This window comes from Acinetobacter piscicola (genome assembly GCF_015218165.1).
GTDB lineage: Bacteria > Pseudomonadota > Gammaproteobacteria > Pseudomonadales > Moraxellaceae > Acinetobacter > Acinetobacter piscicola_A.
Map to the genome: position 1 here is coordinate 2,970,689 of NZ_CP048659.1, position 14,578 is coordinate 2,985,266.

Annotated in this window: 12 protein-coding genes and 2 pseudogenes; 1 reads left to right on the plus strand and 13 read right to left on the minus strand. The window is 32.3% G+C overall.

Annotated features, from left to right (window positions below; genetic code table 11):
• Window positions 1–11: 11 nt before the first annotated feature.
• The 8 genes from tssA to G0028_RS14705 form a co-directional block, all read right to left on the minus strand.
• Complete coding sequence (tssA, locus tag G0028_RS14670; RefSeq protein WP_180047214.1) at window positions 12–1,052, minus strand: type VI secretion system protein TssA; 1,041 nt, start codon at window positions 1,050–1,052, stop codon at window positions 12–14.
• Window positions 1,053–1,058: 6 nt separating this feature from the next.
• Window positions 1,059–1,601 (minus strand): type VI secretion system-associated protein TagF, encoded by a 543-nt coding sequence (gene tagF / locus G0028_RS14675; protein ID WP_180047216.1) that lies wholly within the window; start codon window positions 1,599–1,601, stop codon window positions 1,059–1,061.
• Complete coding sequence (tssM, locus tag G0028_RS14680; protein WP_180047218.1) at window positions 1,595–5,131, minus strand: type VI secretion system membrane subunit TssM; 3,537 nt, start codon at window positions 5,129–5,131, stop codon at window positions 1,595–1,597. Before tssM ends, tagF begins: the two co-directional genes overlap by 7 nt.
• A gap of 30 nt (window positions 5,132–5,161) precedes the next feature.
• The gene (tssL, locus tag G0028_RS14685) at window positions 5,162–6,406 is read right to left on the minus strand and encodes a type VI secretion system protein TssL, long form (protein WP_180047220.1); all 1,245 of its coding nucleotides are present in this window, start codon (window positions 6,404–6,406) and stop codon (window positions 5,162–5,164) included.
• 18 nt (window positions 6,407–6,424) lie between these two features.
• A complete protein-coding gene (tssK, locus tag G0028_RS14690) occupies window positions 6,425–7,762 on the minus strand; it encodes a type VI secretion system baseplate subunit TssK (protein ID WP_180047222.1) in 1,338 nt (445 codons plus the stop codon).
• A 13-nt stretch (window positions 7,763–7,775) separates the two neighbouring features.
• Entirely contained in the window at window positions 7,776–8,429 is a 654-nt protein-coding gene (gene tssJ, locus G0028_RS14695; protein ID WP_180047225.1) for a type VI secretion system lipoprotein TssJ, read from the minus strand.
• A 71-nt stretch (window positions 8,430–8,500) separates the two neighbouring features.
• Window positions 8,501–9,229 carry a hypothetical protein gene (locus G0028_RS14700; RefSeq protein ID WP_180047227.1) on the minus strand — a complete coding sequence of 243 codons (729 nt, stop codon included), beginning with the start codon at window positions 9,227–9,229 and terminating at the stop codon, window positions 8,501–8,503.
• Window positions 9,230–9,751: a hypothetical protein gene (locus G0028_RS14705; RefSeq protein WP_180047229.1), complete on the minus strand. Its 522-nt coding sequence runs from the start codon at window positions 9,749–9,751 to the stop codon at window positions 9,230–9,232.
• Window positions 9,752–10,038: 287 nt separating this feature from the next.
• Between G0028_RS14705 and G0028_RS14710 the strand changes: the two are divergent.
• Window positions 10,039–10,606: pseudogene (locus tag G0028_RS14710) on the plus strand (IS1595 family transposase).
• 2 nt (window positions 10,607–10,608) lie between these two features.
• Here G0028_RS14710 and G0028_RS14715 read toward each other — a convergent pair.
• The 5 genes and pseudogenes from G0028_RS14715 to G0028_RS14735 all read right to left on the minus strand — a co-directional run bounded on the left by G0028_RS14715 (window position 10,609) and on the right by G0028_RS14735 (window position 14,539).
• Window positions 10,609–11,310 (minus strand): IS1-like element ISPa14 family transposase, encoded by a 702-nt coding sequence (locus G0028_RS14715; RefSeq protein WP_015586042.1) that lies wholly within the window; start codon window positions 11,308–11,310, stop codon window positions 10,609–10,611.
• A gap of 443 nt (window positions 11,311–11,753) precedes the next feature.
• Window positions 11,754–12,676 (minus strand): annotated as a pseudogene (locus G0028_RS14720) (DUF2931 family protein).
• Between the two features lie 107 nt (window positions 12,677–12,783).
• Complete coding sequence (locus tag G0028_RS14725; RefSeq protein WP_180045776.1) at window positions 12,784–13,044, minus strand: hypothetical protein; 261 nt, start codon at window positions 13,042–13,044, stop codon at window positions 12,784–12,786.
• Between the two features lie 62 nt (window positions 13,045–13,106).
• A complete protein-coding gene (locus G0028_RS14730) occupies window positions 13,107–13,460 on the minus strand; it encodes a hypothetical protein (protein ID WP_180045778.1) in 354 nt (117 codons plus the stop codon).
• 59 nt (window positions 13,461–13,519) lie between these two features.
• Window positions 13,520–14,539: a DUF2931 family protein gene (locus tag G0028_RS14735; RefSeq protein WP_180045779.1), complete on the minus strand. Its 1,020-nt coding sequence runs from the start codon at window positions 14,537–14,539 to the stop codon at window positions 13,520–13,522.
• Window positions 14,540–14,578 lie beyond the last annotated feature (39 nt).

Here is a 14,578-nt window from a genome sequence, read left to right on the forward strand (position 1 = left end):
CCACCTATTAGCTAATCATAATCATTACTATTATTGTCAAATGGTTGCCCAACAAGGGTTTCCAATCTATCTAATGAATCAGGACTAATATCCCGCATAATTTCATAAAAATTATAATTCATTAACCTTTGAATCCGTCGAATAAACAATGGTGCTGGATGTGAAGGTTCATTTTTCTCAAAATATACATGAATTTTTTCTAACAGCAACTCGACATCTTGTCGAGTGCTGATGGAGTAGTTTGCCCAATTTAAACTAGACTGTACAGCAGTAATACTTTCACTTTTTGTAACCATATCTACCTGAATTGGATTAATAATTTCACTCTGCTGAATCAACGATTTAAATTTAAGTAAAAATTTTTCTAAAGTATCAAATTTTATTTCAGTATCGCTAATTCGCTTGATAAACAAATGCTTAATTTGTTCTATAAGAACAATTGATTTTACTAAACAATTAATTTCTGAATTGGCAACATCAGATGCAATTTGTAAATCTAAACTCAAACGTTCAATACCACCAGGATAAATCTCGTGACTGGTATTCGAGTTTTCAAGCACATGTTCAATGTCTTTTATTGTGAAATTTTCTTGTGATAATCCATTTTTGATGAAAAAAGCATTTCTAATCGCTTTGATTACACCATCATTGGCATTAAAAATAGAAAGAGCATTGATACGATAATCTGGATCATAATCTTGATCCTCATCATAAAGTTGCGGAAACACATCATCCCAATACATATTTAAATTTTGATAAATAATCTCTAGACCATTGAGCAAACCCGATAAACCATAACAATAAATTGCACTCTGCGTAAAATATGACATAACTGTTAGGTCTTTACTTTTCTCAAGCAAAATATCACTTGCGAGATTATAAATTGCTTCCCAATCTTGACCTTGTGCTTCAATGATTAAATCACCAAACTGTTGTTCTGGCTTTTCTTGCAGTAAATTGACCAGTTTTTGATATTGTTCATCATATTCTATGTTGTCCCCCACAGGATTATCCTGAGAGATTGGCTCAATATAGATTTCTGTAGCAATCATTCAAGCTCACCTTATTAATAATTTTCGATATACAACATGATTGGTTGAATCAATTTTAAAGTTATGGTGAAAGGTTTGAGGATATAACTCTAACCATAAATCTTTGTCGCCTTCAAACATTTCATTTACTTCAATTTGTGCCAAATGTTGTTGCATCTGCGTTAAAAAATCAGCATTCAATTGTTCTGAAATCAAATGCCAATCCAAATTCATTTTCTTTAATTGTTCATCAAAATACTGCAACGCCTGAGTTGGTTGCAGTTGATGTTGATGCGTAAAAATCATAAATGGAAAATGCCGACCACGACTATCATGGCTTGAAAAAAAAATACCTTGTATCCGCTTATGGTCAGTGATCGAGCTTTCTAAAAAATAATAATACAGTGTAAATCTTGTATCGTAAGATTGAAAAAATTGTTCTCCGATATGATCCTGACCTTTCATCATCCACTTCATCAATGCTTGTTCCACATCTCTAAAATGATTTGATTGTATAAAATCAGAATAAATCGGTAATTTCCCACACCAACCTAAGCTTTCATTTAACATTTAAAATCCTTTAAACCTGTTAAATTAAATGGGTTTTGTCCTGATAATGCACTAAATTCGATTTGAACTGTTTTATTACCCAATTGATAAATTGCTAACACACTCTTACCATCAGGCAATGGAATAATTTTTTGAGCTTGATCCAACATACGATAAAGTGCCCAATCCCCCTTTGTTTCAATTTTTACAGGAGAAGCATTGGCAGCTGTCGCCTCAAGTGTAAAAGAACCATCCTTCGCAGGCCAAGACACAACTATGTCGTTTACAGGTCCATGATAATAATTAGTTTTCTTACCATCGTATGCAATACTTAAGTTATCAATGTCTTTGTCCATCGCCTTAATACGCAATGCAATGTCTACTTTAGGCTGACTATTACCACCGAAATACTGCGTATTTACAGCTTCTGCCGCACTATACGTTGCAGAACGATTAATTACACCTTGATCGAGCAACACACGGAAAGGAACTTGATTATTGGCACTCACCATAACGTTACTTGATAAAGTTGATAGAAATAATCCATCTTTACCAAATACTTGACTCAATTCTTGAATAGAAATTTCTTGTTTTGCAGCACGGTTAAATGGATATTTATTTGCCAACAAGTTTTTACAGCTATTTTGTACCATCTGGTCTTGTTGTTTCACTACAGCTGAAAGTTGTCCATCTTTATAGGCTTGGCTTGACTCCGTGATCTTTCCCACAAAAACATCCAACATTGGTCTAAATGGGTCAGGTAATCGATTGACTTGCGCCTTATAATTAATCAATGGTTTGGTATCTGGCATCAGTTGATCTTCACTTTGGATGCTCAGTTCCAATGCCACCAAATATACATACAAATCATTAATAGATTTAATAATTTCATCCAGTTGTGAACCAGACTCAGCTGTTGTTAATGTTAGGCTTTGAAACTGCGAAAAATTATTTGCAATATTTTCTAAATACCCTTGAACTTTTGCCTCTGTGATAAATACAGGAGCTGCCTTTTGAGCCGTAGTGACTGCTTTAGCTTGAGCCGCTTTTTGAGCATCAGCTATATTTTCAGATTTTTCAGTATCAGAACTCACAACAGCTTTTGGCGATATTAAATTTGTATTTTGGCTAATACCCCGGATAATTCCAGCCAAAGAAGAGTTTTTCTCCGAAAGTTGCTTTGACATCACAATCGCTTGTTGTAAATTCTGCGGTTGAACCATCCGCACATCTTGTAAATACGATTTCCAAGCTGCAACATATTGTAATGAATAGAGGCGATAAATATCTGAAATCACATCATCAGCAGATTTAAACTGCGCAGTATCTCCAATTACCCATTTCTCTTCTTTATAAATATTGTTTAAGCGTCTATTTACAAAGGGTACAAATAAGTTTTCATAACCATATTTTGTATATAAAACATTTACAGCATCGTTTAAAGTTCGATCAGAGACACGACGAAAAACATTATTGGTCGATGGACCACCCATTGATACATAAGAAACCGCAGGTAAACTTTGCTGATCTAAAGTTTTAATATGCATATTTAAATCTTGCATAATCACTGAAGCAATATCGGTATAAACTAATAAATCCCTTGCCTGCTGTACTAAAGCAGGATCAAACTTTTGCTGCGGTGTTAACTTTTTTTCATCAAGCAACTTTTCAAATGACTTAATTACATTTTGATCATGATCCGATTTTAAAATGATATTATTCACCACCCACTGATGGATGTATTTTTTGTCATAATGGTCAACCTGATACAGCATCAAGTAGGTTTTAAGATTATTATAAATCTTATTATAATCTTTCGATTCAATATTATTCTTCAGATCCTTATAAACTTCATTGGAAATAACAGGAAATAAACTTTCATCAATCAAGCTTTGATGTTTTGACAAGGCTGCTTTTTCAATATCTTTATGTTGGCTCAAACCCATATTTTTAAAGAATGATTTACTTAATAATTCTTTATTAATATTCCATGTTGGTAAATTATAAACTTTATTAGTAAACCCCAACAATGAAGATACATTGTTAATATCAACTTTTTTTGATTCAGCTTCTAATTGAGTTAATTGGGTTGCGACCGCTTCTTGATATTTATGATTATATGCAAATGATCTCAATAATAATAACAATAATGCCAGTAACAACAGTCCCAATAAAATTGCAACCGTCCAGTAGATCTTTCTACGCTTCTTAATCCAACTTGTATCTATTCCTGCAATATTAGCTGTATTTAATAATAGCTCTTTAAAAATTGAATGAATAAAGTATGACTTAGAGTTCGGAACTAGTGTTGAGTTAATATTTTGAGAATACTTATGCTTTAAAGCTGCACTATTTTCGGCATCTAAAATAAAACCATCATCTGCTGACTGTACAGCACTAGTAAAATAAACACCTGAAAGATTAATTTCTGAATCATAACGAGATAAATTTAATAACTTTTTCAAATAACTTTTTAAAGTAAATGTAAACCTCTCAAACTCATTTGGAAATCCAATGGCTAAATCAGCAGGATCATTCTGTTGATTATTAAATGAAATACTCGTAAATAAATTGTTTTGTAATTTTGCAACAATCACATCAATTTCATCAGTTAATTTATTAATTTTTTCAGCAGATGTAATACTTAGAGGATCTAGGCTCACACCAAATGTTTGCTGTCTTTCTGTCTCATCTAAATAGTTAAAATATTGATTAAAACCAGAAATCAGATCAACTTTATTGACCATAATATAGAGTGGGAAAGTGGTATTAAAGGATGCTTGCATTTCCTGTAAACGCACACGAATCTGTTGAATTTGGCTTTGAATTTTTTCATCATTATTATTTAAAATATCATCAGCACTCAACATAAGGACTAAACCATTGATTGGTTGTTTTGGTCGACAACGTTTTAATAGGCCTAATAATTCATTCCAATCATTACTATTCGTTACATCATTATTTTGCTCAACAAAGCGACCAGCTGTATCTAAAAGCAAGGCTTCATCTGTTAAAAACCAATCACAATCTCGTGTACCAGCTAATTTTGAAACATGATCTGTTGTCCCAATTGGAAAAGTCAATCCTGAGTTTAAAATCGCTGTTGTTTTACCTACCCCAGGTGCACCAATAACAATAAACCACGGTTTATCATAAATATAATCCTCTTTTGAACCAAAAATACGTTGAAAGAAATTCTGTTCCTGTTTAACTTGTTGGCGCTGCAAAATCGTATCAATATTATTAAATTGTTCTTGTAAACCACTTTCATTTTTTACAGGACTTTCAGCACGATCATGAATATCACTTGCTTTAATTTCTTCTAAAACATGTTCATTCATTTTTTTGGTTTTGTAGAGTTTGAATAAATAGATCCCTAAAAAGATCAAACATACTAATATGATTAACAATACACGATTTAATACGGGCTCTAAAGGCTTATATTCTGCAAAAGCAATCATTGGACCTGCAAACCAAATCGTTGTAACAATCGAAATTAATCCAAATAGACTCCACATTGAAGTCCAACTAAACATTGTTAAAAATCCCATGTTAATACCTTTTTAATTCTGAATATTTGATTAATTTCGAACTGTAGTTGTACTGCCTAAGCTAGGTTGATTTGCACCTTGCTCAATATAAACAGTAATCTCAACACGACGGTTTTTCGCTCTATTTTCTACAGAATTATTGGCGAAAGCTGGATTTTCAGAGCCTTTACCTTCTGAACGAATACGGGAAGCATCTTGCACATAATTCGACAAAATAGTTTTCACCGCATCTGCACGCCCTTGTGATAAATGCCAATTGGAAGGAAATGCTGAACTGCGAATCGGTTGATCATCTGTAAATCCTGACACAACAACTCGACCTTTCACTTCATTGAGTGCCTGACCAACTGCTGCCATAACAGGATAATAACGATCAATAATCTGATCTGAACCAGACCCAAACAATTCATCACCCAAAATAGTGATGGTACTTTTTCCAGGAACTTCACTGACTTTTAATAAATTAGCATCAATCTCATTTTTCAATAACGGTGCAAGTAACTGAATACTTTCACCACTTGGACGCACCGTTTCGACACTTAATTTATTAATACGGGTATTAATATCATTGGTATCCTGTGCTAACTTCCAATTAAGTACAGTATATAACAATAAAATACCAGCACCGCTTAATGCAAATAAAATCCATAAAGGAATAAATTTTCTACGTTTTGTAATTGCATTATTCGCAGCAGAGCTACTCAATAAAATTTGTGACTTTTTCTGCCCACCATATTCACGAATAATTTTTTCTAATTCTTTTTTAATATTTTCAACGCTGACTTTACCATTATTTAAAACTTGATATTTGCCCATATAACCAAGTACCAAACAATAATACATTAACTCAATTAAGTTAATATTCTTTAGTGGCTCTTGTTTGATACGATCCAATAACTGGAAAAATTGCTCGCCCCCCCAAGTTTCGTTATGAAATGTCACCAATAAGCTGTGCGCACTCCACTCTTGATCCGCCCAACCATTTTTTGCTGCGAATTCGTCTAATAAGGTACAAAGACAATAACGTGCAGCCTTTACCGTTTCATAGCGAACACCATTTTCTTCAGCAGTTTCCTCAAAATTCTCGATATCTTTTTTCAAACGGTTCAACACTTCTTGCGTTGAAACTTTACTTTGAAAATACTTCATTTGAGAGGCTTTATTAAGCAAAGGAATAGCAGCTTCCACTAAAATATTGTGTGAGTTATCTTTTTTCACATCTGAACTTTGTGCTGCGATATTATTTTCAATCTCTTCAAACTTAATTGTTTGCATGACTATTCTCTATATTATTTAGTATGTTTTAATCGCCCAGCATTCAATTTCCAAATCAGGGAAGTCACCAGCTAAATGTATCGCCATACCAGATGATTGGTGTAAGTCTTCCCATAATTCAGAGCCTTTATCAATCTCAAAATAACTATATCCTGAATGATAAGGTAATTCTCTTGGAGCTGTAGATAGAGCATGTACATGAATACCAGGCAAGTGATAGGCCACCAAATCACGCACTTTTTCGACTGAGCCAATCTTAATCGTCGTTGGAATACGTTGACGTAATACTTCTGAAGCTAAACTTGCATGGATCGCAAGAACAAATGTACAAGTATTCAACATCGATGTATCAGGTGTAATCGCAACACGAGTTGCTTCATCACGAAGCTCTAATGGAATCATCATTGCACGTTGTTGCAGTACGATTGATAAAGCCTCTTTCAATAATAGATAAAGTGTTTTGTAGCAAACACTTAAATTCTCATGATCATATACAGGCAGATTAAAATTTAACTTTTCCAAATTAAATGTACTTAAATCACCATATAACTTAAGCAAATTTTCATATAACGTATAGGGATGTACTGCTGGTAAAGATGTTGAAAGATGATGAATATAAGCAAAATAGCGATTTATCGTTTGTAACATTAAAAAATCACGTACTTCACCTGTTCCTTTTAATGTTGGATTAGTAAGTACACCCGCTAGAGCCATAGCACGTTGTTTCAAAAGCCCCATAATTTCAGCCACATAATGACTTAACTGCGTATGTTTACAATTTAAATAAGCTGGAATAAATTGGTCATCAAGTGTGATCTCACCAGTTGATGATGTTGAAATAATTTTGGCAATCGGTAATTTAATTTCATTTTCACTAATATTTCTTAATAGAGATAATTTTAAATTCGGCGCACCCAACAATAACTCTCTTTTTGGTAAAGTGGGATTTGAACTATCTTCCAAATCTACATTACGGATAATATATCTGACCTCTCGAATATCAGATTCATCAATGAAACCATAATTTCGCTTATAACTTGAAGCTTTTGACCATACCAAATAAATAAATTCATTTTCAGTATTAGCAGGAATTGTAAGTGTTAAGTTTGGTGCTGATTCAAACGTTTCATTAAAATAACTTCCATCTGGAAAGAACCCTTCGACTCGTTCAACTAAAACCTCACCTAAACGCAGTGAAGATAAGTTCAAGACAAGTTCTTTTAAACCCCAACCATAATAGTTATTCGAAACATAGTATTGCCCAAGCATTGCATCATAATAACGTTCTGTCTGCTGGAAATGCTGTGGAGCAATCAGTGTTCCTTCGTTCCATACTACTTTGCGTTCGATTGACATTAATTACTCCAAATTATTGAATTACTTCTGTCGGTATATAAATGCCTTTTTCTAAATTGGCAGCTTTTTTCTTTTCCATTATTTTCTCAATTTTTTTCCGCCATTTTTCTTTTTCTTTCTCTGTCATTTCAGCAAGATCCTTACCTTCTTTTTCAAGCTTTGCATTCAAAATCTTTTCAATCGCTTCTTTTTGGGTAATTTGATGAATACCATCTGCCTTAATATCTAGGTATAAATATTCACCACCAATTTGATACCATCGTTTATCTTGCTTATAAAAAGATAGTTTCCATTTATTATTTAAATCACGATAAGCAGCTACAATCCCTAGGTAAGGTGCTTCTTCTTTTTTTGGTAATTTAAATTCTAAATGTGATTTTGGGCGAATCATCATACTCAAGTCATCTATTACACTTTCACCAAGATGCTTTTTATATGTCCCATCTGGGCTTAATTCATTCATTTGATTAAATTCAACTTCTGTTTTTAACTGCAATAAATTTACCTTTACAGGCGATGGATCATTGAGTAAATTTCGATTAATATCTTCATCTGCAAATATATACACATCTATCTCATTTTTCTCAGTATTTTTTTTAGGTATAGCATTACAAGCCATCAAAACCATGGATAAACACATTATGAGTACATATTTAAAACGGTACATCTTCTCATCCTATTTTTAATTTATGAAATCTTTTTGATTTGTATATATTTGATTACTTTAGCTATCACTCATTATTTTATTGGCTCTTCTACTACAGCTTTAGATTGATCTATTTGGTCAACATCTGTTTTTTCTACGTTTTGTGAAATTCCAGATACTCCCCTCGGATTCATTGTGTTTTGAGCTGTAGGATCTATGCTTATCGCTTTTTTTGGCTCTGAATCATCTTGCTCAGAACTAGAATATGTTTTTGGCGTTACAGACACACTATTAAAATTATATTTTGTATAAATTTTATCTAGATTTTCTTCTAATTGATCAAGGCTTGTTTGATCAAACTTCTGTTTATATAGATGATTTATATAATCTTGTGTTGATAAATCAACACCCATACTTGCATTGATAAACTTCTGACCTTCTACTGACTTATTATTTTGATAAAGTGCTTTTAATTCTTCTACACTATAAATGGTGCTAAATAATTGAGTGCTCGCTTCATCAAATAATTCACTGCCAGATTTACTGACAATAAAGTTTTGTACAAGTGGTCTTAACTTATTTTGTAAGTCTGGACGATGATAATACTCCTCAGCAAGTTGTGTTTCGCCTATTTTTTTCAATGCTTCAACTGCAATCTGATCTAGTATTACATCACTTTGCATCTGCTTTTTCAGAACATCTGGTAACCTACTAGTTTGAGAAGCATTATAAGCAATGAAATATTTATCATTTTCATCATTTGCAAAAACATTAGATGCTAATATTAAGCAAAGTAAGCTCGAAAGTGATCGTATTTTCACTTAGTTACTCCCTTCTAACACTTGGCTCAATGTTGCCTGTAAATGTGACTGTGATGCTAAGGCTAATGGAATTGTCTTTTGCAGATTTTGAATAGCTGTTCGTCTAATTTGCTGTTTGGCCAAAATATTTTTACCCTGATTTGATTGATAAAAATTAATTTGATGTTTTACACTTTCTTCCGTTTGTGTTTTAGTAAATTCACTTTTATACTTTTGAATTGCTTCTCTTTGAATTTGTTCCATCTTTTCTTCAACAAAGTTTTTATATACAACCTCTACCTCTCTGATAGCTTGTTGACGAATTTGATCTGGAACAACCCTTCCTTGTAGCGCCATATCGACTTTATTTATTGCATAATTTGTATATTTTTGACTATCAATTGTATTTAATTTAATCATATTATCAAAATCATTATACTTATAATATTGTTCAGCTGTGTGCTCTGATAAAGGTAAAGCATTTGCTTGAAAAGCCCCCCCAATCACGCAGATAAAAAGGAGATTTTTTTTATTTAAGTTCATAAAACACCTACGAAAAATAGTTCATTATATAAATAAAATATAGCTTTTATATTTGCGCTAAAATTTTAATGAAAGATAAAGTTTTTCTTTCAAATTTTGTACACACATATGATTCTACAAGGAAATTTTTATTATTCAAAATGTTGTATTCAACCCAACCTTAAAAATAAAGCAAATAAATAACTAATATATTGTAAAATAATAACTTTCACTTTTGATGTGTTTTTTTGTTAATAACTAAGGACTTAGGAAGTAAAAATATACAAAATGTATGGTAACTTACTAATATAAAAAGTAAAAATAAATACTATTCTCGTTCTAAAATCAGTGAAGCGAAATTCCGTTCGATTATTCGCTTTTTTGCCATGGATTTTACCGCTACTGACATAGCTGAATTAACCAAGATCTCTCTATCAATTCTATATTCATCAAAATTCGGCAAAAATTGCTAAATAATGTGAAAAACTTTCTCCCCTTGGAGGTATTATTGAACTGGATGAATCTTACTTTGTTACTCGTCACATTCGTGCTAAACGTGGACGTGGTGCAGCAGGTAAAAGAATTGTCTTTAGTTTGCTAAAGTGGGAAGGAAAAGTTTATACAGAAATTATTTCTGATTGCTCCAAAGCTACGTTACAAGGGATTATTAGGGGACATATTGAGTTTAAGTCAATCATTAACACTGATGGATGGATTGATAGATATAGGTTTAAGCATCTACGAGTGAATCAATTTGCATGTGGCGACCATCATATTAATAGGATTGAATCGTTCTTGAGATATGCGAAGAAAGGTCTGATTAAGTTCAATGAAGTTGACAAGAAAGTGTTGGTGGTGTTTCAAAAAGTATGCTGACATTAAATGAAGCCATTATTGATGTAAAAAAAGGTTAAGTCGAAAGCTTTAAAATGGTTTTCAATCTTTTTTGAAAAATTACAACTCCTTCTAAAACCGCGCCTAATTCGATGCCTTATTTTGCAATTATTACCTTCAATACCTACAGTAAAAAATTTACCAATACTTTGCTTGCAGTTTTTAAAAGCAGTTATGAAACTGTCCCAATGATCACTTGCAATTCGGGTGTAGTGAATACCTAATTGTTTAAGCTTTGCCTTCAATCGTTGAACTGTAGCTAAGTCTCTTTTACCCCAAACATAAGCAACAATCTCACCTGTTTCTCGATGGTAGGCGTAAATAAGCCATTGTTTATTATTTTTATTTCCCACAAAAGTCCAAAACTCATCAACTTCAAGAGACTCATAATGACTTTGTTTAGGCTGAATTTGGTAGGTCGATTCGGTTAAAGTACGTAAAACTTTACCGATACTGATTCGCTCAACTTCAGCGATATCTCGTATACCACTACCTCTGACCATCAACTGTAATATTTTTCGAGTAATGCCTGAATGACATCCTAGATAGCTCAGAGCATGGTCACCAATAAACTGACGTTTACAGTCTTTGCACTGATAGTTTTGTTTCCCATCTACTTTGATGCCATTTTTCTTTATACTGTCACTGAGGCAGGTTGGACATTTGATTTCTAGAGTTATTCGCATTTCTCTATTTTATCAAAATTCAACCTGCTTTGTTTCAGCATACTTTTTGAAACACCACCAAAGTGTTTTATCTGCATCTTAAAGACACAGAGTATCGCTTTAATCATCGGTATAGCCATCTGTACCTTAATTTCTTAAACTGCTCAGTGAAAATCATCTTTAACATCCTAAGCTCCTTCTTAAATATGGCGAGGACTTTGGCATGCCTAAAATATCAAAGTTACAAGCTGAGCCAAGAAAAACACAACTCATAGAAGCGAATAATTTTTAAAAAATTACCACGTATCGATAAACAATAATGAGATTCAAGCAATTATTAATCATCAAAACCAAGTAAACTCCTCTTCACGAAGTTCTCTGTTAGTCAAATGATGCAAAGTTAAATCAACTTTTTTTGGTACCATTCGTTAAGTAGGCAATAAACTGACCATCAATTTTATCGATTACAAGTGCTGTAGATAGTTGATGATTAGAAAAATACTCATTATAAAGGTTTCAAAAACTTGTAAATCCCCCTCAGGATCTTCTTTTCTACCTACTATATTTTTACTAAAGCTAATTGAAGCAAAATATCGTTTACCATTTTCTTTGTAAAACCATTTATACCAAGTAGGTACTGCTTGTAATTGCTTTAAATCTACATCTTTAAAATTGTTTTTGGTGATAAAAAATGAATTTCCATTCACGCATGATTGGCGATAGCCGTAAAGATCCATTTTCGTTGCAATATGCCAAGGATATTTATTATTTGAATAGTTTTTCCAACGCTCTTTGGAAAACTCTCCTTTAAGTGCTTGTTGTTTATATGGTTCAGGCATGTCATTAATAAAACCGCTATTATATTTTTCCTCAGTCAATCCCTCAGGATTAAAATTATTTGTCCTTGCAAAAAATTCCCATGAAATATGTGCTTCTTCAGCTTGAAAGTTTGCAATTTCTTTAGTCTTAACACCACTCACTCTTAAAGATACAAATCCACCAGGTGCAAAAGCGAAATCAATACTTTTATAAAATCTCGCATTTCTTTTTTGATCCATTTCAAAATCAAATTTTTCTGCAAATGCTTCTGCAATAGCTTGGCGAGGTAAATGACATTTAATATGATAGTATTATAGTATTTACGTTCAGTATGCGATAACCAAGTTAAATTCACCCCTAGTGGAATTTCAACTTTATTGCTTGGAGATAAACCAACATCAACGCCACCAATTTTCCAACCAGCACCAGCATGACCATAAAATCCTAAACCATCTTGACCTTTGGCATCATAAAACCAAAAGCATTCTCCACTGACCAACTCAATTTGGTAAGGAAATGGCGCATAAATTTCTGTTGACCATTTTATACTTGTACTTGCTTTTGCCATTTAAAAACGATCCTTTTACTATTAATTAAAAAACTTAATAAATAATATTTTTAATATTAAAGAATATATAATGATTAATTAAAGAATTAACCATTATATTTTTATAGCTATTTTGGTTCCTTTCCTGGTAAATAAGCCTTACCATTTACACAGACAAATTCAGTTGTGCCTTTAGGTAAATTATTTTCCTTCCAAAAATTATCAGTGAAAGGTGATTTTTTAAGTAAGAAATCGTTTTGACAATCTTTAACAATACCACCATTTTTATTTCTTAAAATATCTTTACTCTCAACTGTTGGTAAAATATTGTAGTCAATACAACCTGCTAAACTAATTCCAATACCACATAAAAATATTAAGTTCTTCATAATTTATCCTTCTACAACATTTCGATAAAATCGGTTGGTTCGAATATCAATATGTGCAATATTTACTTGTGTAAATGCAAGAGATAAAAATTTTGTATCCATTGAACTACACCAATGTAAATATTTGTTATACATGTTTTTTTCAATTCATCATCATCTTGAATATCAATATAAGGCATATCAATTTTCACACCTTCATATTCATGAGCATTCTTTTGTAAACCATCTTGAATTCTTGTTTCTACAAAGCGCTTTTCTTGACCTGCCATATTTTTTTCAAGTAACTCAAATGCTTGTGGTTTTAAATTATCAAACATTTTTTCAAGCTTTTTATCCTTAGTGGTTTCAATTTTATATTTAATTAAATAATCTTCCTTAAAATAATATGCATTAAATTTTTTTATCATTTCAATCATGATATAGGTATAAGCTTTTGGATAATCTGGTGACAGCTGATAAAGTTTTTACTCATCAATTAAAATTCATTTTCTTGAACAATCTCAAAACTCTGTGAATAAATTTTTAACTGCTCTCTTTTTTGCCCATTATTTAAAAATGCACTGAAATTTCCATTTATTAACTTAAACTCTAAAATGGCTGATGTCTTTGCATCTCCAAAATAATTTTTAAATGCATTAAAAATAGGTAAATCATCTTCTGGCTGTTCAGCTTTCCCCCAAGTGCCATTTGTAAAATAAACATGATGTTTATAACGTTTATTATTTATATCATAATAAAAAGTAAGCACAGCGGGAACATGTTTAAGTTTACCTTGTTCTTCTGCTAAATTACTTTGATCGACCAAACACTGTTCTGCATTTACATATTGAATAAAATAAGCATCCAACTTTAATCCTGAAAGTAATATTTTCCATGCATATTCATTTTTACTATATTCGGTCCAACGTCCTATTGGTATTTTTTTATCTATATATTGTTGTTGAATGCGTTCAGGTAATTTTTCAAATCTCATGTCGAAATATTGCTCTTGTGTGATCCATCTTGCATCGAACCCTTCTGCTTTTGCAAAATACCACCATTCCATCGGTATTTCTTGCGCTTGATATCGACCTAATTCTATAATCTTCGCACCACTCGTACGTAAAAAAACCATTCCGCCTGGTTCAAATGCAAAATTTATTCCATCTTGAACGTTTTTCACTTTTTCGCCATATTCAAGTGTAATTGTCTCCTGTTTAAATTGCTCTAAAATTTCTTTACGTGGCAATTCAATTTGCACTTGATAAAACTTTCTTTCTGTTTCAGATAACCATGTCAACTGTACAGCATCTGGTAAAGTGACTTTTTTATCAGGCATGCCTCCTCGAATGTAAACACCAGTAGATCGCCATCCACCTGACGCACCACCTGCAAACCCAATCCTTGATTCAGAACGGTTATAAAACCAAAAACAGTCACCAGTAATTAATCTAATCGGATAGTAACGTGGGGCAAATATTTCTGTATTCCATTCAATTCTCTCAGACCCAAACATCTATATTTCCTCTCAATATTTTTCGTATATGATTATTCA

Excerpts from the sequence above, each read along its gene's own strand:
- tssA (WP_180047214.1), bottom strand. The coding sequence starts at position 1,052 with ATGATTGCTACAGAAATCTATATTGAGCCAATCTCTCAGGATAATCCT.
- tagF (WP_180047216.1), bottom strand. The coding sequence starts at position 1,601 with ATGTTAAATGAAAGCTTAGGTTGGTGTGGGAAATTACCGATTTATTCT.
- tssM (WP_180047218.1), bottom strand. The coding sequence starts at position 5,131 with ATGGGATTTTTAACAATGTTTAGTTGGACTTCAATGTGGAGTCTATTT.
- tssL (WP_180047220.1), bottom strand. The coding sequence starts at position 6,406 with ATGCAAACAATTAAGTTTGAAGAGATTGAAAATAATATCGCAGCACAA.
- tssK (WP_180047222.1), bottom strand. The coding sequence starts at position 7,762 with ATGTCAATCGAACGCAAAGTAGTATGGAACGAAGGAACACTGATTGCT.
- tssJ (WP_180047225.1), bottom strand. The coding sequence starts at position 8,429 with ATGTACCGTTTTAAATATGTACTCATAATGTGTTTATCCATGGTTTTG.
- G0028_RS14705 (WP_180047229.1), bottom strand. The coding sequence starts at position 9,751 with ATGAACTTAAATAAAAAAAATCTCCTTTTTATCTGCGTGATTGGGGGG.
- G0028_RS14715 (WP_015586042.1), bottom strand. The coding sequence starts at position 11,310 with ATGCGAATAACTCTAGAAATCAAATGTCCAACCTGCCTCAGTGACAGT.
- G0028_RS14725 (WP_180045776.1), bottom strand. The coding sequence starts at position 13,044 with ATGAAGAACTTAATATTTTTATGTGGTATTGGAATTAGTTTAGCAGGT.
- G0028_RS14730 (WP_180045778.1), bottom strand. The coding sequence starts at position 13,460 with ATGATTGAAATGATAAAAAAATTTAATGCATATTATTTTAAGGAAGAT.
- G0028_RS14735 (WP_180045779.1), bottom strand. The coding sequence starts at position 14,539 with ATGTTTGGGTCTGAGAGAATTGAATGGAATACAGAAATATTTGCCCCA.